General features: G+C 71.5%; 22 protein-coding genes and 1 pseudogene. 10 read left to right on the top strand and 13 right to left on the bottom strand.

Annotated features, from left to right (window positions below):
• Positions 1–15: 15 nt before the first annotated feature.
• Positions 16–897, bottom strand: a pseudogene (locus ORV05_RS16245) (sigma-70 family RNA polymerase sigma factor).
• A gap of 76 nt (positions 898–973) precedes the next feature.
• Between ORV05_RS16245 and ORV05_RS16240 the strand changes: the two are divergent.
• Entirely contained in the window at positions 974–1,690 is a 717-nt protein-coding gene (locus tag ORV05_RS16240) for an FMN-dependent NADH-azoreductase (RefSeq protein ID WP_268759336.1), read from the top strand.
• Positions 1,691–1,700: 10 nt separating this feature from the next.
• Here ORV05_RS16240 and ORV05_RS16235 read toward each other — a convergent pair whose 3' ends face one another.
• Entirely contained in the window at positions 1,701–2,375 is a 675-nt protein-coding gene (locus tag ORV05_RS16235) for a hypothetical protein (protein WP_268759335.1), read from the bottom strand.
• A 118-nt stretch (positions 2,376–2,493) separates the two neighbouring features.
• The gene (locus ORV05_RS16230; protein WP_268759334.1) at positions 2,494–3,684 is read right to left on the bottom strand and encodes an RtcB family protein; all 1,191 of its coding nucleotides are present in this window, start codon (positions 3,682–3,684) and stop codon (positions 2,494–2,496) included.
• A 361-nt stretch (positions 3,685–4,045) separates the two neighbouring features.
• Here ORV05_RS16230 and ORV05_RS16225 point away from each other — a divergent pair, with 361 nt between their 5' ends.
• Genes ORV05_RS16225 through ORV05_RS16210 form a run of 4 tightly spaced genes read left to right on the top strand, consistent with a single transcriptional unit; the run spans position 4,046 to position 9,274 of the window.
• A complete protein-coding gene (locus tag ORV05_RS16225) occupies positions 4,046–4,960 on the top strand; it encodes an ABC transporter permease (RefSeq protein WP_268759333.1) in 915 nt (304 codons plus the stop codon).
• On the top strand, positions 4,960–5,955 hold the full coding sequence (locus ORV05_RS16220; RefSeq protein ID WP_268759332.1) for an ABC transporter permease: 996 nt from the start codon (positions 4,960–4,962) through the stop codon (positions 5,953–5,955). Before ORV05_RS16225 ends, ORV05_RS16220 begins: the two co-directional genes overlap by 1 nt.
• A 13-nt stretch (positions 5,956–5,968) precedes the next feature.
• Entirely contained in the window at positions 5,969–7,657 is a 1,689-nt protein-coding gene (locus ORV05_RS16215; RefSeq protein WP_268759331.1) for an ABC transporter substrate-binding protein, read from the top strand.
• A gap of 3 nt (positions 7,658–7,660) precedes the next feature.
• Entirely contained in the window at positions 7,661–9,274 is a 1,614-nt protein-coding gene (locus ORV05_RS16210; protein ID WP_268759330.1) for a dipeptide ABC transporter ATP-binding protein, read from the top strand.
• Between the two features lie 94 nt (positions 9,275–9,368).
• Here ORV05_RS16210 and ORV05_RS16205 read toward each other — a convergent pair whose 3' ends face one another.
• The 4 genes from ORV05_RS16205 to ORV05_RS16190 form a co-directional block, all read right to left on the bottom strand.
• Entirely contained in the window at positions 9,369–10,031 is a 663-nt protein-coding gene (locus tag ORV05_RS16205; RefSeq protein WP_268759329.1) for a methionine ABC transporter permease, read from the bottom strand.
• Entirely contained in the window at positions 10,028–11,059 is a 1,032-nt protein-coding gene (locus tag ORV05_RS16200) for a methionine ABC transporter ATP-binding protein (RefSeq protein ID WP_268759328.1), read from the bottom strand. Before ORV05_RS16200 ends, ORV05_RS16205 begins: the two co-directional genes overlap by 4 nt.
• A complete protein-coding gene (locus ORV05_RS16195; protein ID WP_268759327.1) occupies positions 11,056–12,009 on the bottom strand; it encodes a MetQ/NlpA family ABC transporter substrate-binding protein in 954 nt (317 codons plus the stop codon). Before ORV05_RS16195 ends, ORV05_RS16200 begins: the two co-directional genes overlap by 4 nt.
• Positions 12,010–12,203: 194 nt before the next feature.
• Complete coding sequence (locus tag ORV05_RS16190; protein ID WP_268759326.1) at positions 12,204–12,833, bottom strand: TetR/AcrR family transcriptional regulator; 630 nt, start codon at positions 12,831–12,833, stop codon at positions 12,204–12,206.
• A gap of 309 nt (positions 12,834–13,142) precedes the next feature.
• On the opposite strand from ORV05_RS16190, the gene ORV05_RS16185 reads away from it, so the two are divergent.
• Positions 13,143–14,081, top strand: coding sequence for an oxygenase MpaB family protein (locus ORV05_RS16185; RefSeq protein WP_268759325.1), 939 nt, complete (start codon positions 13,143–13,145; stop codon positions 14,079–14,081).
• On the opposite strand, the gene ORV05_RS16180 is transcribed toward ORV05_RS16185, so the two are convergent.
• Positions 13,994–14,482 (bottom strand): TspO/MBR family protein, encoded by a 489-nt coding sequence (locus tag ORV05_RS16180; protein WP_268759324.1) that lies wholly within the window; start codon positions 14,480–14,482, stop codon positions 13,994–13,996. The genes ORV05_RS16185 and ORV05_RS16180 overlap by 88 nt on opposite strands.
• Positions 14,483–14,615: 133 nt before the next feature.
• Between ORV05_RS16180 and ORV05_RS16175 the strand changes: the two genes are divergently transcribed.
• Positions 14,616–15,764 carry a serine hydrolase domain-containing protein gene (locus ORV05_RS16175; RefSeq protein WP_268759323.1) on the top strand — a complete coding sequence of 383 codons (1,149 nt, stop codon included), beginning with the start codon at positions 14,616–14,618 and terminating at the stop codon, positions 15,762–15,764.
• Positions 15,765–16,045: 281 nt separating this feature from the next.
• A complete protein-coding gene (locus ORV05_RS16170; protein WP_268759322.1) occupies positions 16,046–16,399 on the top strand; it encodes a hypothetical protein in 354 nt (117 codons plus the stop codon).
• A gap of 83 nt (positions 16,400–16,482) precedes the next feature.
• Here ORV05_RS16170 and ORV05_RS16165 read toward each other — a convergent pair whose 3' ends face one another.
• The 5 genes from ORV05_RS16165 to ORV05_RS16145 form a co-directional block, all read right to left on the bottom strand.
• Positions 16,483–17,817: an MFS transporter gene (locus ORV05_RS16165; protein WP_268759321.1), complete on the bottom strand. Its 1,335-nt coding sequence runs from the start codon at positions 17,815–17,817 to the stop codon at positions 16,483–16,485.
• Positions 17,818–17,841: 24 nt separating this feature from the next.
• Positions 17,842–20,160 carry a cytochrome P450/oxidoreductase gene (locus ORV05_RS16160; protein WP_407652762.1) on the bottom strand — a complete coding sequence of 773 codons (2,319 nt, stop codon included), beginning with the start codon at positions 20,158–20,160 and terminating at the stop codon, positions 17,842–17,844.
• A 254-nt stretch (positions 20,161–20,414) separates the two neighbouring features.
• A complete protein-coding gene (locus ORV05_RS16155; RefSeq protein WP_268759320.1) occupies positions 20,415–21,086 on the bottom strand; it encodes an IclR family transcriptional regulator in 672 nt (223 codons plus the stop codon).
• A gap of 76 nt (positions 21,087–21,162) precedes the next feature.
• Positions 21,163–22,386 carry a L,D-transpeptidase gene (locus ORV05_RS16150; protein ID WP_268759319.1) on the bottom strand — a complete coding sequence of 408 codons (1,224 nt, stop codon included), beginning with the start codon at positions 22,384–22,386 and terminating at the stop codon, positions 21,163–21,165.
• Positions 22,387–22,667: 281 nt separating this feature from the next.
• A complete protein-coding gene (locus ORV05_RS16145) occupies positions 22,668–23,783 on the bottom strand; it encodes a PucR family transcriptional regulator (RefSeq protein WP_268759318.1) in 1,116 nt (371 codons plus the stop codon).
• A 179-nt stretch (positions 23,784–23,962) separates the two neighbouring features.
• On the opposite strand from ORV05_RS16145, the gene ORV05_RS16140 reads away from it, so the two are divergent.
• Together ORV05_RS16140 and ORV05_RS16135 are read left to right on the top strand one after the other, a co-directional pair.
• Positions 23,963–25,321 carry a flavin-containing monooxygenase gene (locus ORV05_RS16140; protein WP_268759317.1) on the top strand — a complete coding sequence of 453 codons (1,359 nt, stop codon included), beginning with the start codon at positions 23,963–23,965 and terminating at the stop codon, positions 25,319–25,321.
• Positions 25,318–26,190 carry an SDR family NAD(P)-dependent oxidoreductase gene (locus ORV05_RS16135; RefSeq protein WP_268759316.1) on the top strand — a complete coding sequence of 291 codons (873 nt, stop codon included), beginning with the start codon at positions 25,318–25,320 and terminating at the stop codon, positions 26,188–26,190. The genes ORV05_RS16140 and ORV05_RS16135 overlap by 4 nt, the downstream gene beginning before the upstream one ends.
• Positions 26,191–26,192 lie beyond the last annotated feature (2 nt).

Below are 26,192 nucleotides of genomic sequence, written 5' to 3'. Positions count from 1 at the left end.
CCGGCGGGCCGGGCGTCAGGCGGGGAGGACGGCCAGGTCCAGCGCCGCGAGCCGGGCCGGATCGGCGATCACCTCGTAGGCCGCGATCCGGTCGCCCTCGACGGCGACGGTGAGGGCGAGCCGCAACCTGCCGTGGGGAGCCACCACGATGCCGACCGAGCCGTTCACCAGCGCCGCTTCGGCGAAGCGGGCCCGCTTGCCGAACACGAGGGTCTCTTCCGCGACCACCCGGGCGCCCCGGCTTTCCACCGCCGCCCCGGGGGGCAGTGCGGCCGCGTCGGCACGGCGCACCACATCGGGGGCCAGCACCGCGAGCAGGGCGCCGAGGTCGCCGCCCCGGGAGGCGGTGAGGAAGGCGTCCACCACGGCGCGGTGCCGCGCCAGCTCCACCGCCGGGACGGCGGGCGTGCCGCGGACGCGATGCCGGGCGCGGCTGGCGAGCTTCTTGGCCGCGACCTCGGTGCGGTCGACGATGCGGGCGATCCGGTCGAAGGGCACGGAGAACAGGTCGTGCAGCACGAACGCGACCCGTTCGGCGGGCGCCAGCGTGCCGAGCACGACGAGCAGGGCCCTGCCCACGGACTCGGCCATCAGCGCCTACTGCTCGGGATCGGCGCCGCCCCCGCCCGGGAAATCCGGTTCGGGCAGCTCGGGAACCGGGTCCTCGGGGCGGGCCTTGCGGGCCCGGAGCAGGTCGAGGCAGATGCGGGAGATCACCGTAGTGAGCCAGCCGGTGAGGTTCTCGACGTCGCCGACGTCGGTGCGCTGCAGGCGCAGCCAGGTCTCCTGCACCGCGTCCTCGGCCTCGGCCGGCGAGCCGAGCATCCGGTAGGCGACGGCCCGCAGGCGCGGGCGTTCCGCCTCGAACCGCACCGCGGGCCCGTCGTGCTCGTCCATCGGTCACCTTTCCTCGTCGTGCTCCGTCACCCTGTTCGACGGACGGGAACCCACCGAAGTGACCGGGAGTACGACCATGATCGACCTCGACGGCGGCCTGCTGCACCTCGACTGCGCCGCCAGCGCCCGCACCGACTCGGTGTCGAGGCAGCTGACCGGGCTGTTCGCCCGGATCTGGCGGGAACGGACAGGAGCGGGCGGATACCGGTACCGCGACCTGGCCGCGGACCCGGTGCCCCTCCTGGGGGCCGCCTACGTCTCCCTCGGACAGCGCGTCGAGCGGCACGGTGCGATGCCGCTGCCGCCCGAACGGGTGGCCGGGATGGCGCAGAGCGAGCGCGAGCGGCGGGAGTGGGCACTGACCCTGCCGCTGGTCACCGACCTGCGGACCGCGGGCACGGTCCTGCTCGGCGTGCCGATGTACAACCTCACGGTGCCCGCCGCGTTCAAGGCGTGGATCGACCGCGTCTCCTTTCCGGGGATGTACACCGACCCCGGGACCGGAGAGAGCCTGCTGAGGGACACGAAGATCGTCGTGGTGATGGCCCAGGGCGGCGCCTACGGGCCGGGAACCCCGCGCGAGGGGTACGACTTCCAGACCCCGTACCTGCGTGCGTACTTCGGCAGGCTCGGCGTGGCCGGGGAGAACCTGCACCTCGTGCGGGCGGAGATGACCCGGGCCGACGACGTGCCGGAACTGGCTTCGTTCCGCGAGTACCGGGACCGGTCGCTGGCCGAGGCGCACGCCGCCGTGGAGCACCTTGCCGCCGGGCTCTGCCCGGCGGCAAGGTGAGTTCCCGCGCTCAGTAGAGGAAGTCGGAGACGCATTCCTGACCGTTGAGCGGCTGAGTGAACACGTAGGCGCTGTCCTTGAGCTTCTTTCCGGCCACAGTGCCGTCCAGTTCCGCCGAACCGACCCCTTCGGCCGCGCGCACGGTCTTGACGGTGAGCTGGGTGCCCTGCACTGCCGCCGTTTTCACGTACGACTCGGTCTCCGCTCGTGACTGTGCTCTTTCTCCCCCCTCGCACACCATTGCCATCGCCCCGGCGTTGTCGCCGGTGTCGAGCTTGTCGATGAACGCCTGGACCTCGGCGACGACGACGTCCTTGGACGGAGCGCCGCCGGAACGGGACGACGGGGTGCGCGTCGCCGAAGGTGCTCCCGAAGACCGCGACGGCGCGGGCGACGGCGAAGTGGCCGCCGCCTGCGCCCCGCCGCCCGAGCTGCCGCCGAGAAAGAAGCCCGGTTGCCAGAAGCCGGTGATCCCGAGGGCCGCCAGCACCACGACGAGCGCGACCGAAAGCCCGATCCACAGTCCCTTCCTGCCGCCGGCCGGCGGCTGTGGGCCGGATTGGGGGCCGGACTGGGGGCCGTAGTACGGCCCCTGGCCGGGGGCTCCGGGAGGCATGGGTTGCTGCGGGAAGCCGCCCCAGTGGGGGCCGGAACCCGGCTGTCCCGGCTGCGGGGGATAGGTCATCGGGGTGCCTTTCATCTGTTGATACGCGCGTTTCGACGCAACGGCACCCCGGCCGGTTTCCCCGTTCCCCCACCGTTTCCGGGCAGTTTCCGGGCAGTTTCCGGGCGTCTCCGGACAATCAGCCCTTGACGCACACCACCTGCTTGAGCTGGGCCACCACCTCGACCAGGTCGGTCTGCGCGGCGATCACCGACTCGATGTCCTTGTAGGCGGCCGGGATCTCGTCCACCACGGCCTCGTCCTTGCGGCACTCCACCCCGCTGGTCTGCGCCGCCAGATCCGCCGCGGTGAAGGTCTTGCGGGCCTTCGTCCGCGACATCCGCCGCCCGGCGCCGTGCGAGGCCGAGTGGAACGAGTGTTCGCTGCCGAGCCCGCGCACGATGTAGGAACCGGTCCCCATGCTGCCCGGGATGATGCCGAGGTCGCCCCGGCCCGCCCGGATCGCGCCCTTGCGGGTCACCAGCACGTCCACACCGTCGTAGGTCTCCTCGGCGACGTAGTTGTGGTGGCAGGAGATCGGCTCGTCGAACCGCGTCCCCGGAATGGTCTCGGCCACCGCGTGGCGCACCAGTGCGAGCATCGTGGCGCGGTTGCGCGCGGCGTAGTCCTGCGCCCAGAACAGGTCCCGCCGGTAGGCCTCCATCTCGGGCGTGCCCGCCAGGAACACGGCGAGATCGCGGTCGGGCAGGTCGGCGTTGTGCGGCAGGCGCCGCGCGAGGTCGATGTGCCGCTTGGCCAGTTCGTTGCCGATGCCCCGGGAGCCGGAGTGCAGCATGAGCCAGACCCGGCCGGTGTCGGGACCGCTCTGTTCGAGGCAGACCTCGATGAAGTGGTTGCCGCCGCCGAGGGTGCCGAGCTGCGCCCTGGCCCGCTCGCGCAGCTTCTGCACCCCGTCGTGCAGACCGGTGAACGCCGACCAGAACCCGTCCCAGCCACCGAGGCCCGGCACCCGGGCCGGGGCGACCGGGTTGCGGTGCATCGCGAACCCGACCGGCACCGCCGACTCGATCCGGCGCCGCAGCGGCCCGAGATCGTCGGGAAGATCCTCGGCGGTCAGCGAGGTGCGCACCGCGCTCATGCCGCACCCGATGTCCACGCCGACGGCGGCGGGCGAGACGGCGTCGCGCATCGCGATCACGCTGCCCACGGTGGCACCCTTGCCGTAGTGCACGTCCGGCATCACCGCCAGCCCGTGCACCCACGGCAGGTTCGCCACGTTGTGCAGCTGGCGCAGCGCGGCGTCCTCCACCGAAGCCGGGTCCGCCCACATCCGGATCGGTACGCGGGCACCTTCTACCGCGGTGAACATCTTTTCGTCCCTTCTTCGTCTGCGGGCACCAGCATCCTGTGGGGACCGTCCGGCGATCAACCGGATTACCGCGGGCACACACAGCGTGTCCGGTGATACGCCCGATCCGCCTGGCGGAACACGGTGCGGAACCGGCGGACGAGGTGCTGTCGGCGCGGATGTGCGCACTGCTGGGCGAATTCACCGGTGGCGGGCCGCACGGGAAGGTGGCCTGGACCTCTGCGGGAGGAGAGGGTGAAAACCCTCACCCGTCCACCATGTGGGACAGTGGTGAATTTCCTTCGCGTTAACCTAGAGTCCCCTTGGCCCGTCACACGACCACCTTGGGGAACCCTTGTCCGCCAGCCTGCCGGTGAACGCCGTGCCCGCGCCAGCCGCGGCGTCCGGCCTGCGCGCCCTGCTGCGCGGCCTGCGCCGCGACCGCTGGGCGCAGGCCAGCGCCGCCGTGATCGTGCTCTTCGCGCTCGCCGCGGTCGCCGCGCCGCTGCTGTCGGCGCTGGAGGGCCAGGATCCCTACACCTACCACACCGAACTGCTCGACCGCGCGAACGGAACCGGGGCCGGGGTGCTCGGCGGGATCTCCGGGGACCACTGGTTCGGGGTGGAACCGCTCACCGGCCGCGACCTGTTCGCGATCGTCGTCCACGGCGCGCGGACCTCGTTCCTGATCGGCCTGGCGGCCACGCTGGTCTCGGCCGTGATCGGGGTGCTGCTCGGCGCGGCGGCAGGCTACCTCGGCGGGCGCTGGGACACGGTGGTGAGCCGGGCGACCGACGTCCTGCTCGGCTTCCCGCAGCTGATCTTCATGATTTCGCTGGGCGCCGTGGCGCCCGCCGCGATTCCCCGGCCCGTGCTGCTGATCGTGGTGATCGGACTGTTCGGGTGGCCCCGCGTGGCCCGCGTGATCCGGGCGCAGACGCTGAGCCTGCGCGACCGCGACTTCGTCAGGGCCGCCAAGGCACTCGGCGCGGGCCCCGGCCACGTGTTCCGGCGCGAACTCCTGCCGAACCTGTGGGCACCGGTCATCGTGCTCGCCACGGTCAGCATCCCGGAGAAGATCGGCATGGAGGCCGCGCTGTCCTTCCTCGGCGTCGGCATCGCCCCGCCCACCCCGAGCTGGGGACGGTCGATCAGCGACGCGATCGGCTGGGTGAAGACCGATCCGATGTTCCTGATCTTCCCCGGGGCCGCGCTGTTCGTGGCCACCCTGGCGTTCAACCTGCTCGGCGACGGGCTGCGCGACGTCCTCGACCCGAAGACGGGGGTGCGCCGCTGATGCGCCTGCTCCGGTTCACCGGTGCGCGCCTGCTCGGCATGCTCGCGGTGCTGCTGCTGATCAGCCTGGGCACCTTCGCGGTGTTCTACCTGCTGCCGACCGATCCCGCGCGCATGTCCTGCGGAAAGCCGTGCACCCCCGACAACCTCGCGATCGCCCGCTCGTTCATGGGCTTCGACAAACCCTGGATCCAGCAGTACCTCGACTTCCTCGGCGGGATCTTCACCGGCCGCACCTTCGGCACCGGGACGACCGCGATCGTCTGCTCGGCGCCCTGTTTCGGCTATTCCTTCCAGCAGAACGAACCGGTGCTGGCCCTGATCGGGGACCGGCTGCCGGTGACGGCCTCGCTCGCGCTGGGCGCGGCGGTGCTGTGGCTGGTGTCTGGAGTGGCCATCGGGGTGCTTTCGGCGCTCAAGCGGGGCAGCTTCCTCGACCGTCTCGCGATGACCATCACCCTGGCCGGGGTGTCCGCACCCGCGTATCTGGTGGGCCTGCTCGGCATCCTGCTGTTCGGGTTCACGCTCGACGTCGTGCCGGTGGGCGGATACGTGCCGCTGGCGGTCAGCCCGGTGGACTGGGCGTGGCACCTGGTGCTGCCCTGGCTGGTGCTGGCGTTCATCAACGCCGCGATCTACGCCCGCCTCGCCCGTGGCCAGATGCTGGAGACGCTCGGTGAGGACTTCATCCGCACCGCCCGCGCGGTCGGCCTGCCGGAGCGCACCGTGATCGGGCGCTACGCCCTGCGTCCGGTGCTGCTGCCGGTGGTCACCGTGTTCGCGGTGGACCTCGGCGGACTGCTCGGCGGGGCGGTGATCACCGAGCGGGTGTTCGCGCTGCCGGGGCTGGGCGGGCTGATGGTCGACGCGGTGCACCAGATCGACCTGCCGCTGCTGATGGGCGTCAGCCTGTTCGCCGCCTTCTTCGTCGTCCTGGCCAACTTCGCCGTGGATGTGCTGTACGGGCTGCTCGATCCGCGCGCCCGGCTCACCTGAGAAAGGGAACTCGATGGACCGCAGAGGCTTCTTCCGGATGATCGGGGCCACCGCCGCGATGACGGGCGCGGGCTCGCTGCTGGCCGCCTGCAACGCCAACGAACGGGCGGGCGGCGGGCAGCAGGCCGTGGTAGCGGCGGGCGGCACGCTGTACGTGCTTTCCGACACCACCTCCTTGCACCTGGACCCGGCGAAGAGCCAGGGCTTGGCGATCACCTCGCTGGGCCTGCTGTTCCGCAGGCTCACCGCGTGGCAGACCTCTCCGGACGGGCCGGCCACCGTGGTGCCGGACCTCGCCACCGACACCGGGCGCGCCAGCGCCGACGGCAAGACGTGGACCTACACCCTCAAGGACGGGCTGGCCTACGCGGACGGCACGCCGATCGTCGCGGCCGACATCAAGTACGGCATCGAGCGGTCGTTCGCCCCGGCGTTCTCCGGCGGCCTCGGCTACCACAAGGCGCTGCTGGCCGGTGCCGAGTCCTACCGCGGCCCGTTCGAGGGCGGGGACCTCGCCTCGATCGAGACGCCCGACGACAAGACGATCGTGTTCCACCTCAACCGGTCCTACGGGGACTGGCCGTGGCTGGCGAGCATGCCCGCCTTCGCGCCCGTGCCCCGCGGCAAGGGGACCGACGCCACCTACGACACCCAGCCGGTGGCCTCCGGCCCGTACCAGGTCACGAAGTACGCCAAGGGCGTCGAGGTCCGCCTGGGCCGCAATCCGCACTGGGACCCCAAAACCGACGTGGCGCGCACCGGCCTGCCGGAGGAGATCGTGTTCCAGCTCGGCCAGGACGCCTCGGTGATTTCCCAGCGGCTGATCGCCGACTCCGGCAACGACGCCTACGCCTTCGGCTCGGCCTTCGTCGCCCCGGCCCAGCTCGCGCAGCTCCAGGGCAACCCGGCGGTGAAGCCGCGGGTGGTCACCTCGAAGTCCGGCGCGCTCGCCTACCTGGCGCTCAACACCCGCCGCGGCCCGCTGGCGAACCCCCGGGTGCGGCAGGCCTTCCAGTACGCGGTGGACAAGCAGGCCTACCAGATCGCGACCGCGGGCAGCGCAGACCTCGCGGGCCCCGTCGCGACCACCCTGATCACCGAGGGCATCGCCGGACGCGAGGTGTTCGACCTCTACCCGGCACCGCCCACCGGGGACGTGGCCAAGGCGAAGGAACTGCTGGCGGCCGCGGGCTATCCCAACGGTCTGGACAATTTGGACTTCCCGGTGTCCACATCGAACAACATGGCGGACAAGGCGCAGGCGATCCAGGCGGCGCTGGTGCGCGCCGGGATCCACACCACCCTGCGGCCGCTGGACGAGGATGCCTGGGAGGCGGTGGTCACCGGCAACGACGGGTCCTACGACCTCACGCTCGGTTCGTGGCAGCCGGACTTCCCCAGCGCCAACGCCAACATCCAGCCGCTGTTCGGCTCCTCGGAGATCGGTAACGGAGGCTACAACCTGTCCCGGTACTCGGCGCCCGAGGTGGACGCGCTGATCGCCCAGGCGCAGGGGACGCTGGACCAGGCCGCCGCCGGGAAACTGTGGGCGCAGGCCGACCGCCGGATCCTGCAGGACTCGCCGGTGGTGCCGCTCATCTACACTCGCAACTCGTTCCTGCACGGTTCGAAGGTCGGCGATTTCACCATCGGGGAGTTCCCCGCCTACCCGAACTACCTCCGGATCGGGTTGGCGAAGTAGCCCATGCCGGAGCCGTTGCTGTCCCTGACCGGGGTTTCCCTCGCCTTCTCCGGCGTCCAGGTCGTGCGGAACGTTGGTTTCGACGTGGCGCCGGGGGAGGTGGTGGCGCTGGTCGGCGAGTCCGGGTCGGGCAAGTCGGTGACCGTGATGTCGCTGCTGGGCCTGCTGCCGGGCACGGTGACCGTCACCGGATCGGCCGTCCTGAAAGGACGGAACCTGTACAAGCTCGCACCGGAGGAGCTGCGGGCGGTGCGGGGCGGCGAGATCGGCATGGTGTTCCAGGAACCGATGAGCGCGCTCAACCCGGTCCTGCGGGTCGGCACCCAGCTCGTCGACGCGGTCAGGGCGCACCGGAAGGTGACCAGGGCGAAGGCCCGGGAGCGGGCGCGGGAACTGCTCGGGCTCGTGGAACTCGAGCCGGGCCGGACGCTGCGTGCCTATCCGCACGAGCTTTCCGGCGGTCAGCTGCAGCGGGTGGTGATCGCGATGGCACTGGCCGGTGATCCCGCGCTGCTGGTCGCCGACGAGCCGACGACCGCGCTCGACGTGACCGTCCAGGCGGCCGTCCTCGACCTGCTGCGGCGGCTGCGTGACCGGCTGGGCACCGCTATCCTGCTGGTGACGCACGACATGGGGGTGGTGGCGGATCTCGCCGACCGCGTGGTCGTGCTCCGGAACGGCGAGGTGGTGGAGCACGGCGCGGTGGACCGCCTGTTCGCGGCGCCGGCGGCGGAGTACACGCGGCAGCTGATGGATTCTGTGCTGTCACTGGGAAGCGGTACCGCGGCCGGCAGTGGCACCCCTCCCGCGCGGGAGCCGCTGGTGTCGGTGCGGGACCTGCGGGTGACCTACCGGGGCCGCCCGCCGGTGCGGGCGGTGGACGGGGTGAGCCTGGACATCGCGCCGGGTGAGGTGCTGGGCCTGGTCGGCGAGTCCGGTTCGGGCAAGAGCACGATCTCCGCCGCGTTGCTCGGCCTGGCCCCGATCTCCGGGGGAGTGGTGACCGTGGACGGCGTCGATCTGGCGACCGCGGCGAAACGGGCCCGCCTTCGGGTGCGGCGCGGGATCGGGGTGGTGTTCCAAAACCCTGGTTCCGCGCTGAACCCGCGGGCGAGTATCGGGGCGAGCATCGCCGAACCCCTGGAGCTGCACGGGTACCCGGGTGACCGGCGGGCCAGGGTGGCGGAACTGCTGGACGCGGTCAGGCTCGACCCGTCCTGGGCGCTCCGGTATCCGCACGAGCTGTCCGGCGGGCAGCGCCAGCGCGTCGGCATCGCCCGGGCGCTGGCGCTGAAACCGCGGTTGCTCGTCGCCGACGAGCCCACCAGCGCGCTGGACGTCTCGGTGCAGGCCGCCGTGCTGGACCTGCTCGGCGAACTGCAGCGCGAACTGTCCTTCGCCTGCCTGTTCGTCAGCCACGACCTGGCGGTCGTCGAGCGGATCGCCGACCGGGTCGCGGTGCTGCACCAGGGAAGGATCGTCGAACAGGGCGGCGTCGCGAGCGTGCTCGGCAATCCGCGCGAGCCCTACACACAACGGCTCATCGCCGCGGCGCCGGTCGCCGATCCGGCCCTGCAGGCCCACCGCCGGGAAGCCTGGCGCGCCCTGCCCGCCTGAGCAGGGCAGGGCGCCCTGGCCCAGCGACGGCCGTGAAGGGGCCCTTCACGGCCGATACGACTGTGAAGGGCCCCTTCACGGCACGGCACCGTGCTCAGTGGCGCAAGGCCTTGCGGGCCAGCCGGTTGCCGAGGAACTGCGCAGCCTGGACCAGCACGATGATGGTGATCACCGCGAGCCAGGTCACCGCCCAGTTGAACCGGTGGTAGCCGTAGGTGATGGCGAAGTCGCCCAGTCCGCCGCCCCCGACCGCGCCGGCCACCGCCGTCATGTCGACGACGGCGACGAACACGAACGTGTAGCCCAGGATCAGCGGCCCCAGTGCCTCCGGCACCAGCAGGGTCCCGATGATCCGCCACGGGCCCGCCCCCATCGCGCGGGCCGCCTCGATCACCCCGGGATCGATGGTCACCAGGTTCTGCTCCACGATGCGGGAAATGCCGAAGGTGGCCGCCACGACGAGCGCGAACGTGGCCGCACCGGTGCCGAGCTGGGTGCCCACCACTGCGATGGTCAGCGGCCCGATCGCGGTGATGAAGATGATGAACGGGATCGGCCGGATGATGTTCACCGCGAGGTTGAGCGCGGTGAACACGAACCGGTTGGCCAGGATCCCGCCGGGCCGAGTGGTGTACAGCAGCACGCCCAGCAGCAGCCCGAGGAAGCCGCCGATGATCAGCGTCGCGATCGCCATCCACAGGGTCTGGCCGATCGCGTCGAGGAACACCGGGCCCAGCGTGGACCAGTCGATGCTCATGCCGGGATCTCCTCGATTTCGGTGGTGTCGCGCAGTTCCGCGATCAGGGCGTCCACAGCGGACGGTTCCCCGATCAGCTCGAGGGTGAGCCCGCCGAAGGACCGGCCGGACAGGGCCGTGATGCCGCCGTAGACGATTTCGAACCGGACTCCGTGGCGTCCGAGCGCGTCGGAGAGCACGGCGCCGAGGCCTCCGCCGTCCTGGACGCGCGCCGAAACCAGCCGTCCGCCGTGCCGCGCGCGGATGCGGCCGAGATCATCGCCCCGCGGGGCTTCCCGCACGAGGGTGCCGGCGAACCGTTGCGCGGTCCCGGTCTTCGGCGCGGAGAACACGTCGTAGGTGCTGCCGTGCTCGACCACCTTGCCGCCGTCGAGCACGGCCACGTGGTCGGCGATCTCCCGCACCACGTCCATCTCGTGCGTGATGACCACGATGGTCACCCCGAGTTCGGTGTTGACCCGTTTGAGCAGGCGCAGCACCTCGCCCGTGGTGTCGGGATCCAGCGCGCTGGTCGCCTCGTCGGCCAGCAGGATCTTCGGGTTGGTAGCCAGCGCGCGGGCGATGCCCACCCGCTGCTTCTGCCCGCCGGAGAGCTGGTCGGGATAGTTCCACGCCTTGTCCGCGATGCCGACGAAGCCGAGCAGTTCCGCCACGCGGCTCCGGCGCTGCTCGCGCTTCCACCCGGCGATCTTGAGCGGGTAGGCGACGTTGCCGAACACGGTGCGGGACGCCAGCAGGTTGAACTGCTGGAAGACCATGCCGATCCCGGCCCGCACCTGCCGCAGCTGCCGCTCCTTGAGCGTGCCGAGGTCGACCCCGTCGATCAGCACCCGGCCGGAGGTCACCGGCTCGAGCGCGTTGATCAGCCGCACCAGGGTGCTCTTGCCCGCACCCGAGTACCCGATGATCCCGAAGATCTGGCCCGCCTCGATGCGAAGGTCGACGTCGTCGACGGCGGTGACGGTCCGCCCGCCGCCGGTGAACGTCTTGGTGACGTGCTGGAACTCGATGAGCGGCGCCCCGGTCATTTCTTGGCGGCCCGGACGGTGTCTTCCAGGCGGGAAAGGATCTTCGCCAGCTCGGCCTGGGAGCGGTCCACCAGCACGGCGGTGTTCTTGGACTGAGCCTCGACCTTGTCGCTCACGCGCGGATCGCGGTAGAGCGCGGCGAGCTTGAGGTAGACCGGGTTGTCCTTGTCCTGGGCGCGGCTGACGAACGCGTTGATGTAGGGCTCCGCCGAGGGGTTCTTCGGGTCGTCGTTGAACAGCGCCTTCGACGGGTCGAGACCGGCGTCCAGGGCGAAGTTGTTGTTGACGATCGCGGCGTCCACCGAGGGCAGCGCGGCCACCGTCTGGGAGGCGTCCACCGGGGTCACCGCCACCTTCGAGGCGGCGGGATCGATCTCGGCCGGGGTGGACAGCACGGTGCCGCCGCCGCGCAGGCTGATCAGCCCGGCCGACTGCAGCACGAGCAGGGCCCGCGCCTGGTTGGTGGGGTCGTTGGGGATCGCGACCCTGCCCCCGGCCGGGATCTCGGCGAGGGCCGCGTGCCTGCGCGAATACAGGCTCAGCGGCACCACGTAGGTCGAGCCGATGGGGGTCAGGGTGTCGCCTTTGGACACGTTGTAGTTGGCGAGGAACAGGATGTGCTGGAACAGGTTGAGGTCGAGCTGGCCCTGCGACAGCGCGGGGTTGGCCTGCGTGTAGTCGCTGAAGTTGACCAGCTTCACGTCGATGCCCTCGCCGGCGGCCAGTTCCGTGAAGCTCTTCCAGTAGTCGGCGCTTGCGTCGGTCACTCCAATGCGGACGGTCGTCCGGCCCGCGGTGTCGGCGGACCCGCCGCCGGAGTTGACCACGACGAGCACCACCGCGAGCACGGCGACGATCACCACGGCGGCGATGCCGAGGAAGAACCCCTTGCCGCGGCCCGGCTTTTCGGGCAGCGCCGCTTCCGGATCAGGGGTGTTGGGCGAAGACATGAGACCTCTCAGGGGGACCGAAGGAGATGACGGCCACGCGGATCGCGGCGGCCCGGTCATCCTGCAGCACGTGCGCGGTCCGGGGCATCTCGTTTCACAGGGCGGACCGAGACGGCTGGAATTTGCCCTGCGGCCGCGGATTGTGCTAGCGGAGGACGACGGTTTTCCCCGCCCAGCAAGGAGTTCCGTGTGACCTATCCCTCTGTGGTCTGGTCCTCGGAGTGACTGGAGACACGCACCGTGTGCTCGATGAGGCGCGTGGCGTGCTCGACGAACCGTTCGCGGTCCACCGGCAACTGGCCGTCGAGCCAGGCGGCGAAGAGCACGCCGAGGCCCGCGCCGAGCACCGTGCCGGTGAGGATCTCGTCCACGGGGTCGGCCTTCTCGTCCGTCACCAGGCTCATCAGCAGGATGGTGGCCTCGGTGCCGCGCCGCGTCAGGACCGGCTCCCGTACCGCCTCGATCACCAGGATGCGCGCGTCGGCCGGGTGGTGGGCGAAGTAGTCCAGCAACCCGGACACGCCGGCGCGGGCCCGCGCGCGCAGGCCGCTGATGCCGGCCGGGATCGCTTCGCGTAGTGCGGCGATGACCCGGACGGCGCTGCGGTCGTAGGTGGCGGTCAGCAGCGCGTCCCGGCCCTCGAACTCCTCGTAGAAGTAGCGCTCGGTCAGCTTCGCCGTCCGGCAGGTGGCGCGGACGGTGACCGCGGTCACGCCCTCGGTGCCGAGGAGTTCGGCGGCGGCGTCGAGCAGCCTGGTCCGGCGCTGCTCGCGCCGTTCGGCGGCCGAGACGCCCTTCCAGTCCTGCTTCGCCGGGGTACGCATGGCCCCATTCTGCCCGCTAAGGCCTGTATCGAAGCGTGGCGGTGCGGGTGGCGGAACCTGACGCGGTCCTTCGCTGTGGGATCGCCTCCTCATGAATGCCAATTCACGAAGCGCTGGCAGTGCTGTTCTTGCGAGGAACCACGTCAAAACCCGCGGCGGTGCCAGCTGACGACCCGCCGCAAGCGGCTCCGCCGCTTCTGGCAAGCGAAACGGGACTCACGCCGATCGCCGCAGCCGACTGTGACGGCACCCTCGCGGGCTTGTCAGCGCGACTTTGGACAGCGTATGTTGTCCAAAACGGAGGTGGTCATGCGGAGTCGCAGGCTGGGGATGACGATCCGGCGCCGGATCGGCGGGCTGGACCCGGTACGGGAGGCCCAGGAGGTGGCCAGGCTCAGCCTGCAGATCCTGCATGGGCAGCCGATGCTGGTGCACGCCCTGTTCTCGGTGGCGTTCGCGCGGCAGGTGGCGATCCCGTCGATCGCCCGGGTGCTGTGGCGGCGGGGCAAGGGCGACATCATCGTCGACACCGCCCGGCGCAATGACGACACGATCGTGTTCTTCGGCCAGTTCCTGGAATGGGACCTCGCCTCGGCCGACGCCCGCCGGTGGATCGAGCGGATGAACGCGATCCACGCGCACTTCCCGATTGCCAACGACGAATCCCTCTACACGCTGGCCACCCTGGCCCTGGAACCGCAGCGGTTGGCGGCCCTGGTCGGTACCTCACCGTTCTCCGAAGCCGAACGGGAAGGCCACTGGCGGTTCTGGTCGGCGGTGGCGCGGGCCCAGGGCATCACCGGCATCCCGGAGAGCCGGGCCGTCCTGCGGACCTGGATGACCGGGTACGAGGCGAGCCGCTACGCGCCGAGCGAAGGCGGGCGCGCGGTCACCGGAGCGCTGGTGGAGGACTTCGCCCGGCGCTGGTTCCCGCCCGCGCTGCGTCCACTGGGGCCCCAGGTCTTCTCGTCGCTGTGCACACCGGACCTGCGGCGCGTGCACGGCCTCGCGGAACCGTCGCCGGTGGTGGCCGCGGCGACCCACGCCGCCGCCCGGACCTACTTCCGGCTTACCCCGGTGCGGCTCGTGCCGCCGGACCGTTCGTTCGTGACCGAGTTCGGCACCCGCCGCCACGGCCACCGGGACCCCGCCGAGGTGGGCTACCGGCGGGTGGCGCGACCGGCCGGACCGGCGGGATCGCCGACCGAGGCGGTGAGCGCCGTGGCGAACACCGACCAGCCCAGGTAGGGCGCGAGCAGGGCGGCGGCCGCGCGATCACGGCGTGCCACGACGGCGATCTCCGCGGCGAGGGCGCCGTCGAGGGCGGCCACCACGGCGAGCGCCGCGGTGCGGTCGCGCGCGGCGAAGAAGGCGGGTGTCCAGGCCGCGTTGAGGGCGAGCTGCGCGAGATGCAGGCCCAGCGCCTTCCGGCCGGCGCGCCGGGTCCACAACCGCCAGCCCGCCACCCCGATCGCCGTGTAGAGCACTGTCCACACCGGACCGAAGACCCCCGGGGGCGGCGCCCAGGCCGGTTTGGCCAGCCGCCGGTAGATCTCCGGGGCCCGGCGTGCGGCCAGCGAGCCGATCGCGGCGGCGGCGAGCGTCGGACCGGCGGCGAACGCCAGGCCCCTCGCGGAATGTGCGTCCATGGTCCGACGCTACCGCCGTGCCGGGGCCGCGACGGGCCGTCGTGTCCACCGATCGTGGAGAACCCGTCCGCCGACGAGTTTTCGTCGTACCCGGGGTCTACCTTCCGTCAGTACCGACTAGGAGAGGTGGACGATGGGCAGGCTGTACGACCTTCTGCAGGGTTACGTCGACGACGGCACCGTGCCGGGCGCGGTGGCTCTGGTGGCGCATGGGGACCGGGTCGAGGTGGCCGCGGCCGGTGCGGCGGGCACCGGGGACGCGCCGCCGATGCGACGGGACTCGATCTTTCGCATCGCCTCGATCACGAAGCCCATCACGGCCGCGGCGGTGATGATGCTGATCGACGAGGGCCGGGTGGCGGTGGACGAGGAGATCGCACGATGGCTGCCGGAACTGGCCTCCCCGGTCGTCGTGCGCACGCCCTCGAGCCCGGTCGACGACGTGGTACCGGCGGTCCGGCCGATCACGGTGGGCGATCTGCTCACCTTCCGCGCGGGGTACGGCTTTCCCGCGAACTTCTCGCTGCCCGCGGTCCAGCCGCTGCTGGCGCTGGTCCAGGAACAGAACCTCCGGCCGCAGCGGATACCGGCCACGGACGGCTGGCTCGCGCGGCTGGCGGCCATTCCCCTGCTGCACCAGCCGGGCGAGGCGTGGCTGTACAACACCTGTTCGGACCTGTTGGGCGTGCTGATCGAACGGGTGTCGGGGCAGCCCTTGCCGGAGTTTCTGGCCGAGCGCCTGTTCGAGCCGCTCGGCATGGCCGACACCGGTTTCTGGGTGCCGGAGGACCGTCGCGATCGCCTCACCAGCTCCTACGCCCCCGGCCCCGATGGTGGGCTGGATCTGCTCGACACCCCGGACGGGCAGTGGAGCTCACCGCCGGCCTTCGCCTCGGGGGCTGGTGGTCTGGTGTCCACCGCCGAAGACTGGTTCGCCTTCGGCCGGATGCTGCTGGGCGGCGGCACTTTCCGGGGCCGCAGGCTGCTGTCGGCCGAGTCGGTGCGCCTGATGACCACCGATCACCTCACCGCGGCCCAGCGCGCGGCGAGCACCCTGTTCCTGGAAGGCCAGGGCTGGGGTTTCGGCGGGTCGGTGGACATCGCGGCCAGCGACCCGTGGACCGTGCCCGGCCGGTACGGCTGGGTCGGCGGATCGGGGACGGCCGCGCACGTCGTGCCCGCCACCGGCACGGTCACCGTTCTGCTGACCCAGCGGCAGATGAGCGGGCCCACCCCGCCGGAGATGATGCGGGACTTCTGGCGCTACGCGGCCGGGTCCTGACGACCGCATTTCTTCATGCTATTCGGGTCCGGCGCCGGATGGTTGATTACGAGGGAACTCGGTCACGCCAATTGAACCCTTGCCAAAATACCCAGGGTTATCGTAATGCGGTCCGTGTGAGTGAACGGCCGAGGGGTTGACTTGATGTTCACCCGGTCGGATGCTTGACGTGTGATACCGGCCTGCTTTCGGCGCATCGAGCCGGTTTCACGAAGGAAATTGTGAAATCGCCGAATTCTCCCTCGAGTTCGAATCATCTGTTTGGGAAAGGGTGTGTTGTAATGCGCGCGAAACGGTCCATGGCATTGTTCGCCGGTTCGCTGGCCGTGGCCGGAATGCTGTCGCTCGCCCCTGCGGCGATACCCGAGGCCAGGGCGGCGGACCACGTTTCCACCGTGGCCGCCGGATATCCGGGGCCACCGCGCTGGACCGATTACTCACGGGGCTACGAAGCCGGCGCGCGCGACGGCAGGCGGGAAGCGGTGGAGGCGGCCCGGGACGCCAATTGCCTGGGCAGGGGTTCGGGGCGCTATGGCCGCGGTCCCAGCTGGAGAGAAACCGAGTACGACAGGGGCTACCAGGACGGTTACCGCAACACCTACGACTCGACACTCCGGATTCTCTGCCACCGCTGAGCCAGGGGAAGCCGGCCCTGTGGGGAAAGGCACCGTGTTTTCCCGCTCTCGCGCGAAAACACGGTGCCCCGCCGGGTTTCGGCTCAGTCGGCCGCGCCGAAGTCGCGGCCCTTCGTCTCCCGGCTGGTCACCACGGCCAGCACGGTGACCGCCATGGTGATCATCAGGTAGGCGATGACGGTGCCCACCCCGAACCGGTCGATGAGCCACACCGCGATCAGCGGGGCCGGCGCCCCGGCGATGATCGACGAGCCCTGGAACACCAGCGACGAACCGGCGTAGCGGTGCTTGGTCGGGAACAGCTCGGTGATCCACGCGGCCTCGGTGCCCGCCAGCATCCCGTGGAAGAAGGCGCCCACGCCGACGCCGATCCAGAGCAGTGGCAGGGTGCCGGTGTGCACCAGGGCGAAGAACGCCGGTGCCCACGCGATCAGCACCACGGCGGGCACCAGCATCGCCGGCTTGCGGCCGACGCGGTCCGACCAGGCACCGCCGAGGATCATGCCGGCGAACTGGAACACCGAAGCGAAGGTCACCGCCAGCACGACGTCTCCGCGGGTGTAGCCGAAGCCGCGGCTGGCGTAGGCGATGACGAACACCGTGTAGACGTAGAACGCCACGTTCTCGCCGAGCCGCATCCCCAGGCCGTGCAGCACGGCGCGCGGCTTGGCGAGGGCGGCGAGGATGGGGGAGCGCTCGCTGCCCCGGGCCCGCTGTTCGGCGTGTTCCTGGGCCGCGCGGAACACCGGGGACTCCTCGACGCTGCGGCGCAGCCAGAAGCCGACCAGCAGCAGGGGAACGGCGAACAGGAAGGCGACCCGCCAGCCCCAGGTGTCGAAGGCCTTGCCGGGAAACGCCGAGGTCAGCACCGTCACCAGGACGGTGGCGAGCACGGTGCCGAGCGGGGCGCCCGCCTGCGGCCACGACGCCCAGAACCCGCGGCGCCGGGGTTCGCCGTATTCACTGACCATCAGCACGGCGGCGCCGAACTCCCCGCCGAGGGCAAAGCCCTGGACCATCCGCAACACCACCAGCGCCACGGTGGCCCCGATGCCGATCTGGTGGTAGGTCGGCAGCAGGCCGATCGCCGCGGTCGCCGTGCCGAGCAGTGTGAAGGTCACCACGAGCATCGGCTTGCGGCCGAAGCGGTCGCCGAGATGCCCGAACACGATGCCGCCGAGCGGCCGGGCGACGAAGCCGAGACCCTGTGTCGCCAGCGCGAGGAGCAGTTTCGCGACGCCGTTGCTGCCGGGGAAGAACAGCGGGCCGAGCACGGTCGCGGCGAGGATGCCGTAGATCGCGAAGTCGTACCATTCGAGGACGGCTCCGGCCATGCTGCCGGCCAGCACGCGTTTGAAGCCGGCCGGGGCCGTGGCCCGGGTGCCGGAGGGCACCACTCGGTCCACCGTTGACGCCATTGTCAGGTCCTTTCTGTGTTTTTCTCAGAGGCCGAGGGTCAGCCGGTCACCGGTGGCCCGGGAACAGCAGGTCATCATGCGGTTGTGAACGGCCCGTTCCGCCTTGGTGAGCACGCGGTCGCGGTGGTCGACCTCTCCGGCGAGCACCGTCACCTGGCACGAACCGCACAGTCCTTCCTCGCAGTCGCTGGCGATCTCGACGCCCGCCTCGCGCAGCGCGCCGAGCACCGTGTTTCCCGCGGGCACCCGGATCGTCCGGCCGGAATCGGCGAGTTCCACGTCGAACTCGTGCTCCCCGTCGGGGTCCAGCGGGCCCGTCGCCGCCGTGAAGTGCTCGACGCGCAGGCTGTCCTCCGGCCAGTGCCGGGTTGCGGTGTCCAAAGCGGACAGCAGGCGTTCGGGACCGCACGCGTAGACCAGGGTGCCGGGCACCGGGGTGGCGAGCAGGCGTTCGACGTCCAGCCGGGTCCCTTCCGAACCGATGTGCGGGACCAGCCGGTCTCCGTGCGTGCGCTCCAGTCGCGCCAGCAGGGCCATGGCGGTGCGATCCCGGCCGCAGTAGTGGATTTCGTAGTCCCCGCCCGCGGCACGGACGTGGTCGGCCATGGCCGCGATGGGCGTGATCCCGATGCCTCCGGCGACGAACACGTAGCGCCGCGCGCCGGGATCGAGCCGGAAGTGGTTGCGCGGGCCGCGCAGGTTCAGCGTGTCGCCCGGTGCGAGTTCGTCGTGGATGTAGCGCGAGCCGCCGCGGCCCGCGCCTTCCCGGAGCACGGCGACCTCGTAGGCGCTGTCGCCGGGATCGCCGCACAGCGAGTACTGGCGGGACAGGCCGCCCACTTCGAGGTCGACGTGCGCTCCGGGAGACCACTGCGGCAGCGGCCGCCCCGCCGGATCGGCCAGCCGGAGGCGGACCACCCCTTCGGCTTCGCGGGTGATCCCTTCGACGACGACCCGGCGGGGGAGGGCCCGTTTTGGCGGCTCGCCGATCCGCACCGGACGCCGCCGGAGCAGCACCGCCGGGTCCGTGCGTTCCGGGTTGGCGGCGGGATCCCACCGGACCCACAGGTGGTCCGGACCACGGAAGGAGGTGTTAGGCAGGTAGGTGATCTGCTGGTCCGGAACCAGTTCCAGGTGCGGGAGCCGCCGGGTCAGCTCTTCGAGGAAGATCTGGAGTTCCATGCGGGCCAGGTTCTTTCCCATGCACTGGTGGCTGCCGTAGCCGAAGGTCAGGTGGTCGGCGGCGTTGTCCCGGTGCAGGTCGAACTCGTCGGCGTGCTCGAAGTGCCGTTCGTCGTGGTTGGCCGAGGCGTTGACGATCAGCAGCTTCGCGCCCCGGGGGATCGGCACGCCGCCAACCTCGGTGTCGGCGGTGGCCAGGCGCCGCCAGGCCGCGACGGAACCGTTGTGGCGCAGGCATTCCTCGACCGCGTACGGGATCAGGGACGGGTCGGCGCAGATCTCCTCCCACACCGTCCGGTTCTCCAGGAGGACCTTCACCGCGTTGGCGGCGGCGTTGGCGGTGGTCTCGTGCGCGGCGACGATGCCGGCCATCATCATCGAGTGCAGGTAGGAGTCGGTGATCACCTCGGGCATCTCCCGCTGCAGGCGGATGCTGTAGGGCATCCAGCCCGGGCCGGAGGGGTCGCGGCGGATCTTGTCCAGCACGGTGCCCGCGAACTGCCAGAACTTCCCGACCGCCTCGGCCACCGCGACCTGCTCGTCGCGTGAGGGCCGGCCCCAGGTGTTGACCGTGTGCGCGATCGAATACTTCCGCAGGGTGGCCATGTCCTCCTCCGGCACGCCGAGGAAGTGCAGCGCGACGGTGAGGGTGACCTCCCAGAACATGTCGTCGACCAGGTCCGCCTTTCCCGCGTCGGCGAACGAGTCGACGTATTCGCGCGCCAGCCGCCGGACCATCGGCTCGTGGTGGGCGAGCCGGGCCGGGGTGAACGGGTCGATGAGCGCGCGGCGGCGGGCCATGTGGGCGGGCTCGTCCTCGTTCACGAGGGTGCGGTCCATCGCGTAGCCGTATCGCGCGAGGGTTTCGGTGGCCTCTTCGCAGACCGGGGTGATCTTCTCCAGGGCGATCGAGGGGGAGAACAGCACATTGTCCCGGAAGACGGCCTTGACGTCTTCGTACCGCGTGACCACCCAGTAGCCGAGTTCCGGGCTGTAGAACACCGGTTCGCCGTCACGGGACCAGCGCAGTGAACCGGCCGGGTCGGCCTGGTAGGCCTCGCCGAACGGATCGAACGCGGCCGCCCCCGAGACCGGCGCCGTCATCGGGCATGCGGCCGCCGCCGCTCCCGAATGATCGATCGGGCACGACCCTGTGCTCATCTCTCCACCGCCTCCACCTGTGATTTTACTAATAACGCACATGCTGTCTCTGTTAGCGAACAGCGGTGAGGTTAGGTGGAGGCCCCGAGGGCGTCAAGAGGTCGATGCCAGGACGTTAGGAGAGCGCGCGGCCCGGTGCGTACGGCTGACCGGGGGCTGGGCGAGCCGTGAAGGGCCCCTTCACGGTCGATTCGGCTGTGAAGGGACCCTTCACGGCCAGCGCCCGGCACCCGAGGGCAGGACTCGGCCGGGCGTCAGAGGAGGCGTTCGAGTTGCCGGGCGGTGCGCGTGACGGCTTCGGCGGCGGCAGAGGTGTCCAGGCCGTCGATCGCGACGACCCCGACGCTGCGTTCCACGGCGGGGGACAACCCGGCGGGCAGCCTCAACCCGGCGGACACCCCGACCGCTCCGCGCTCCAGCTGGCCGCGGGTGAGGCTGTAGCCGTCGCGGCGGGCCTGCCGGACCGGTTCGGGGTCGTCGGGCCGCTCCGCACGGGTGGCGAGGATGGCGATCCCCGCCGCGCCGAGGGAGAGGGGGTGGCGGCTGCCGACGCGGTACCCGACGGTGAGGACGCTGTCGTCGGGCTCGCTCACCATCATCACCACGGCTTCCTCACCCTCGGCGGCGGACAGGAACGCGGTCGCGTGCGTCTCGTTGGCGAGGGCGTGCAGGATCGGCCGCACGTCGCGGCTGAACTGCGGTTCGAACCGCGATGCCAGCACGGCGACCCCCACGGCGAGCCGGACCCGGCCGTCCTCCGTGCGCGCCACCAGCAGGTGCGACTCCAGCGTGGACACGATGCGGTAGCAGATGGCGCGGTGGACGTCGAGTTCGCGGGCCAGATCCGCGATCGAGATGCCCTCGGAGGCGTGCGAGATGACGTCGAGGGCCCGCAGCCCCCGGTCCAGCGTCTGCAGTGTGCTCATCCCGCCCCCTTTCCCGCGCCGGCGGAGCCGACGGCGCCGACCTTACTGGGCGGCCGCCGTCGGCGCGGGGTGCGCCTCAGTTGTGCACGGCACTGCCCGCCTGCCAGTCGGCCCAGCTGAGCTCCCAGTCGCCGTAGGTGTCCCAGAGCGGCAGGGCCGGGCCGCCGGAGTTGGTCACCTCGACCACGTCGCCCAGCCCGAACTGGTTGAAGAACGCCTGCGCGTTCTGCGGGCTGAGGTTGATGCAGCCGTGCGAGACGTTCGAACTGCCCTGCTGGTTCACGGTGTTGGGGTTCTCGTGCACGAACTCGCCGTCGTTGGAGATGCGTTCCGCCCAGTACTCGGTGGAACGGTAGGCGCCGGGCGCGGGCGGGCACACGCCGTAGGTGCAGGAGTCCATGATCACCTGCTGCTGCTTGTCGGAGATCACGTGCGGGCCGACGTGGGTGGGCGTGGCGTCCTTGCCGAGGCTGATCGGCATCGTCCCGACCACGGCTCCGTTGTGCAGCAACTGCATCTGGTCGGTGTTCCCGTCGGCCTTGGCGATCCAGGAATCGTGGATCTGGTAGGTGACCGAGCGGTCGGTCTTGCCGTACACCCCGCCGCCGAGGTCGACTCCGTAGAGGTTCACGTCGAGCTTGACGGTCGTTCCGGCCTGCCAGTAGCTCTGCGGCCGGTAGTGCACGGTCTTGTTGTCGATCCAGTGCCACGCGCCCTGCTGCGGCGGCGTCGAGGTGACGGTCAGCGCCTTCTCGGCGGCCGCCCGGTTGGTGATGGCGTGGTCGAAGGACACCCCGATGATCTGGCCCACGCCGAAGGTCAGGCCCGCGGACGGGGGTGCGGGGATGACCGCGGGATAGGTCTGCGCGGCCGGGGTCAGGGTCTTGACCGTGGCCTTCTGTTCGACCGGTTTGCCGTCGGCGCCCGTGGCCTCGGCCACCACGGTGTAGGCCGTTGCGTACCCGAGCGGTTCGCTGGAGCTCCAAGTCGAGCCGTCCGCGGCGAGCGCGCCCTTGACCGCGTTGCCCTTGGCGGCGTTGGTCACGGTGACCGTGGTGAGCTTGCCGCCGTTCACCTTCACCGTGATCGGCGTCTTGGGGTTGAAGTCGGTGCTCCCCGCGCCGTCGATGCTCACCTGCGCGGCGGCAGCGGCGGCGGCCGTGCCGGTCGCGATACTGGGCGGGGAGGCGCTGTCGGGGGATGACGAGCAGGCGCCGGCCAGTAACGTCACCGAAGCCAGCGCGGCCACTACGGCCACACCCCACGGGCGCTGACGGGTCACGGTCGGTCGGACGGGCATGCGGTTCCTCTTCTTCTGTGCCGGCACGCTGGTTCAGACGTGTCCGGGGGCCTCGACGTTGCGTGTGTTTCCGGATGTGCCCACGGGAAAAGGAAGACACACCCGCCTCTCCCCATCCGATACCCGGGCGATGCGGGGGTTTTCCGGCTTTTGTCGGTTTTCCGGGTGTCCGGCGGGAGTGGTCTGTCCATTGTGGCGGGTCGGGTGCCCGGCCCGCGGGCAGGGGATCATCGCCTGCGACGGGAGCAGTGGGCCGAACCGGGCACCGGAGGCGGAAACGGTCAGGGGCGGGCGAGCCAGGCCCGGCACAGCCACCAGGCGTCGACGGCGCCGAAGGCGGTGCCGGGGTCGATGCCGGTGATCCCGGCGAACCGCAGGACCCGGTTGCGCACGGTGTTGGGGTGGACGAACTGCCGTTCGGCGGCCCGGTTGGTGTCGCCGCCCGCCTCCACCCAGGCGCACACCGCGCGGGCCACCGGTTCGGCGTTCGCGCCGAGGGTGGCCCACGCCTGCCGGTGCTTCTCGAGCAGTGCCGCGGCCAGATCAGCCCGGTCCACGATCGCGGCGAGCACGGGCACCTCCGCGATGTGCACGAGACCGGCCCGCGCGGTCGCTTCCGCGGCGGTGAGCGCGGCCAGGGCGAGGCGGCGGGTGCCGGTGAGCTCCTCCGGCTCGGCGGGGCCCGCCAGCCCGACGAGGGTTCCGTCCGGGACGGACCGCGGTGACGGTGCCTGCCCGAGCACGGCGACCAGCAGGCCGTCGACGACGGCGGAGGGCGACGGGCGGTGGCGTTCGGCCAGTGCGCGGCGCACCGCCGCGGCTCCGCCCGGGCGGGCGACGGCGACCCAGAGCCCGCCGGTGACCGGCAGTCCCGCCTCGGCGGCGGCGAGCGCGGCGGCCGAACCGCCGTCGAGGAGCCGCCGCAGCAGTGCCACGTCGCGGTCCCTGGCCGGGGCCTGGTCCGCGTTCGCCGCGCGATGGGCCGCGATGAGCCTGCCGCGCACCGCCTCGGCCCAGTCGTCGTAGAGCTCCCGCGCGTCGAGCAGGAGTTCCGGGCCGACCCCGTCCGCCGCGGCCGCTTCGCGGGCCCGCGACCAGATCGCGCGCTCGGCGACGTGGATCGCCCGCAGCACCGCCTCGATGGGCACTCCCTGGTGTGCCCGGGTGACGGCGAGATCCTCCACGAACGACAGTTCCGCCCCGGTGGGGCCGCGCCGGGCCGCCAGCGCCCGGGCGGCCGCGGCGAGCAGCGCGCGGGTGTGCCCGGCGATGTCGGCGGGGGTGAGCACCGCCACCTCGGGCACCAGCGTCCGCACACCGGCCACCGACACCGCCAGCAGATCCTCTTCGCCGACCACCCGCTCGATGAGGTCGACCACCCTGCGCCATGCGTCCACGCGGCGATGCTGCCCGGCGCCTTGTATCTCGCCACAACCGGGTGGGGCATTCGCGTGATCCGGGACAGAGGTCCGGGGGAGAAATGCCCCTACCGTTGGCAGCTACCACAACGACCGTCGCGGCGACGAAGCCGGAGCAACGACCGGCACGCGCGCCGTCCCGTCCCGAGGGAAAGCCCATGCCACCCGCCTGCCGTGCCGCCGTGATCGGCGCCGGGCCCGCCGGCCTCACCGCGACCAAAGCCCTGCTCGACGCGGGCGTCGAGGTCGTCACCTACGAGAAGGGGGACCGGCCCGGCGGGCTGTGGGTGCGCGACCACACCGGCGGGAAGTCCCCGGCCTACGCCTCGCTGCACCTGAACACCAGCCGCGGCCGCACCGAATTCGCCGACTACCCGATGCCCGCCCACTGGCCGGACTACCCGTCGGCGGATCTCGTCGCCGGGTATCTCGCCGCCTACGCGGACACGTTCGGCCTGACACCGCACCTCCGGTTCGGGCGGACGGTGACGTCGGTGGAGCGGGAGGACGCCGGGCGGGCGTGGACGGTGCGGACCGCGGCGGGGGAGAGCGAGACGTTCGACGCCGTCCTCGTCGCGAACGGCCACAACTGGGATCCCCGCCTGCCCGAACCCGCCTACCCGGGCACGTTCACCGGAACCCAGATGCACGCCCACGACTACGCCTCGGCGGAGATCTTCCGCGACCGGCGGGTGCTCGTCGTGGGCATGGGCAACTCCGCCATGGACATCGCGGTGGACGCCTCCCATCCGGCGCGGGGCCCGGTCCTGCTGTCGGCCCGGCACGGCGTCCACATCGTGCCGAAATACCTGTTCGGCCGTCCCTCCGACGCGACCGGGGGCGCACTGGCGGCGCTGCCGTGGCGGGTGCGCCAGCGCGTCGCCGAGACGCTGCTGCGCCTGGCCGTGGGCAGGCCGGAGCGGTACGGCCTGCCCGCGCCCGCGGGCGGGCTGTTCCAGAACCACCCGACGATCAGCGACACCATCCTCCACCGGCTCACCCACGGCGAGATCGCCGCGCGGCCGGGGATCGCGCGTTTCGACGGCTCGCGCGTGGTGTTCACCGACGGCACGGCCGACGAGGTCGACCTGATCGTGTGGGCCACCGGTTACCGGGTGGTCGTCCCGTTCCTCGACGAGCGCTGGACGGGCGGGGACCCGGAGCGGTTGCCGCTGTACAAACGGGTTTTCCACCTTCAGGACCCGAGCCTGCTCTTCCTCGGGCTGATGCAGTCCACGGGGGCCGCCTTGCCCGTCGTCGAGGCGCAGGCGAAGCTCGCCGCCGCCTACCTGTCCGGCGCCTACGGCCTGCCGGACGGGCCGGAGCAGCGGCGGGCCGTCACCGCGGCGCTGCGCGCCGCCACCGCCCGCTGGGGGGACCGGCGCCCGATGATGCGCATCGACTTCGACGCCTACGTCGCCGATCTGCCTCGCGAGATCAAGGCCGGGCGGGCCCGGCTCGCGCGCGGCACCTCCCGGCCCTTCACCCCGACTCGCCACGAACGGACCACCGCATGAGCCCCGCCAAGTCCCCCCTTTCCGCGCTGCTGGGCGGTCACCGCGATCCCCGCGGTCTCCGCGTGCTCGTCACCGGCGCCTCCGGCACCTTCGGCCGGGCGATCTGCGCGCGCCTGGCCGCGCTCGGCGCGCACGTCGCCGGGATCGACCTCGCCCCGTCTCCTGAGGATCCGGTGGAGGTCCTGGCCTGCGACATCACCGACGACGAGGCGGTCCCCGCGGTCGTGGCGCGGGCGATCGCCTCGCTCGGCGGTCTCGACGTGCTGATCAACAACGCCGGGATCGGCGGTCCGGCGCCCGCCGAACTGCCCCCGGGGGCGGAGGTGCGCCGCCAGATGGACATCAACCTGCTCGGGGCGTGGCGGGTCACCGCCGCCTGCCTCGGTGACCTGATCGCCTCGCGGGGCCGGGTCGTCATGCTCGCTTCGCGCATGGCGGTGATGCAGTTGCCCCTGGCGGCCGCCTACGGCGCGTCGAAGCGGGCCCTCGTCGCCTACGCCGACGCGCTGCGGGTCGAGGTCGGCACGCACGTGAGCGTCACCTGCGTCTACCCCTCCGCCGTGCGTAGCCCGATCCACGACTCGACCGCCGCGGCCGGGCTGTCCCTGGAAGGCATGAGCCGGTACGAACCGCTGGAGGGAGTGGTGGACACGGTGCTCGCGGCCGTGCTGCGCCGCCGGGCGCGGCGGGACCTGACGACGACCCGTCGCGGCGCCGTCGAGTTCTTCCTCGCGCGGCACCTGCCGGGGGTGACGGACCGGATCATCGCGCGCACCCTCGCGCAACGGGCCCGTTCGGGTGCTTTCGCCGGGGCCGACCTGGCTTCCGGCGTCGTGGCCCGCCACTCCGTGCCGCATGCGGACGCGTGATC

The organism is Amycolatopsis cynarae (assembly GCF_026802195.1).
GTDB lineage: Bacteria > Actinomycetota > Actinomycetes > Mycobacteriales > Pseudonocardiaceae > Amycolatopsis_E > Amycolatopsis_E rhizosphaerae.
This window is presented reverse-complemented; position numbering and strand designations above follow the sequence as displayed.

Coding starts and splice junctions, on each gene's coding strand:
- ORV05_RS16205 (WP_268759329.1), bottom strand. CDS start 10,031: ATGAGCATCGACTGGTCCACGCTGGGCCCGGTGTTCCTCGACGCGATC.
- ORV05_RS16140 (WP_268759317.1), top strand. CDS start 23,963: ATGCCACCCGCCTGCCGTGCCGCCGTGATCGGCGCCGGGCCCGCCGGC.
- ORV05_RS16175 (WP_268759323.1), top strand. CDS start 14,616: ATGGGCAGGCTGTACGACCTTCTGCAGGGTTACGTCGACGACGGCACC.
- ORV05_RS16200 (WP_268759328.1), bottom strand. CDS start 11,059: ATGACCGGGGCGCCGCTCATCGAGTTCCAGCACGTCACCAAGACGTTC.
- ORV05_RS16190 (WP_268759326.1), bottom strand. CDS start 12,833: ATGCGTACCCCGGCGAAGCAGGACTGGAAGGGCGTCTCGGCCGCCGAA.
- ORV05_RS16180 (WP_268759324.1), bottom strand. CDS start 14,482: ATGGACGCACATTCCGCGAGGGGCCTGGCGTTCGCCGCCGGTCCGACG.
- ORV05_RS16135 (WP_268759316.1), top strand. CDS start 25,318: ATGAGCCCCGCCAAGTCCCCCCTTTCCGCGCTGCTGGGCGGTCACCGC.
- ORV05_RS16230 (WP_268759334.1), bottom strand. CDS start 3,684: ATGTTCACCGCGGTAGAAGGTGCCCGCGTACCGATCCGGATGTGGGCG.
- ORV05_RS16150 (WP_268759319.1), bottom strand. CDS start 22,386: ATGCCCGTCCGACCGACCGTGACCCGTCAGCGCCCGTGGGGTGTGGCC.
- ORV05_RS16185 (WP_268759325.1), top strand. CDS start 13,143: ATGCGGAGTCGCAGGCTGGGGATGACGATCCGGCGCCGGATCGGCGGG.
- ORV05_RS16195 (WP_268759327.1), bottom strand. CDS start 12,009: ATGTCTTCGCCCAACACCCCTGATCCGGAAGCGGCGCTGCCCGAAAAG.
- ORV05_RS16220 (WP_268759332.1), top strand. CDS start 4,960: ATGCGCCTGCTCCGGTTCACCGGTGCGCGCCTGCTCGGCATGCTCGCG.
- ORV05_RS16210 (WP_268759330.1), top strand. CDS start 7,661: ATGCCGGAGCCGTTGCTGTCCCTGACCGGGGTTTCCCTCGCCTTCTCC.
- ORV05_RS16165 (WP_268759321.1), bottom strand. CDS start 17,817: ATGGCGTCAACGGTGGACCGAGTGGTGCCCTCCGGCACCCGGGCCACG.
- ORV05_RS16235 (WP_268759335.1), bottom strand. CDS start 2,375: ATGACCTATCCCCCGCAGCCGGGACAGCCGGGTTCCGGCCCCCACTGG.
- ORV05_RS16170 (WP_268759322.1), top strand. CDS start 16,046: ATGCGCGCGAAACGGTCCATGGCATTGTTCGCCGGTTCGCTGGCCGTG.
- ORV05_RS16155 (WP_268759320.1), bottom strand. CDS start 21,086: ATGAGCACACTGCAGACGCTGGACCGGGGGCTGCGGGCCCTCGACGTC.
- ORV05_RS16240 (WP_268759336.1), top strand. CDS start 974: ATGATCGACCTCGACGGCGGCCTGCTGCACCTCGACTGCGCCGCCAGC.
- ORV05_RS16160 (WP_407652762.1), bottom strand. CDS start 20,160: ATGAGCACAGGGTCGTGCCCGATCGATCATTCGGGAGCGGCGGCGGCC.
- ORV05_RS16215 (WP_268759331.1), top strand. CDS start 5,969: ATGGACCGCAGAGGCTTCTTCCGGATGATCGGGGCCACCGCCGCGATG.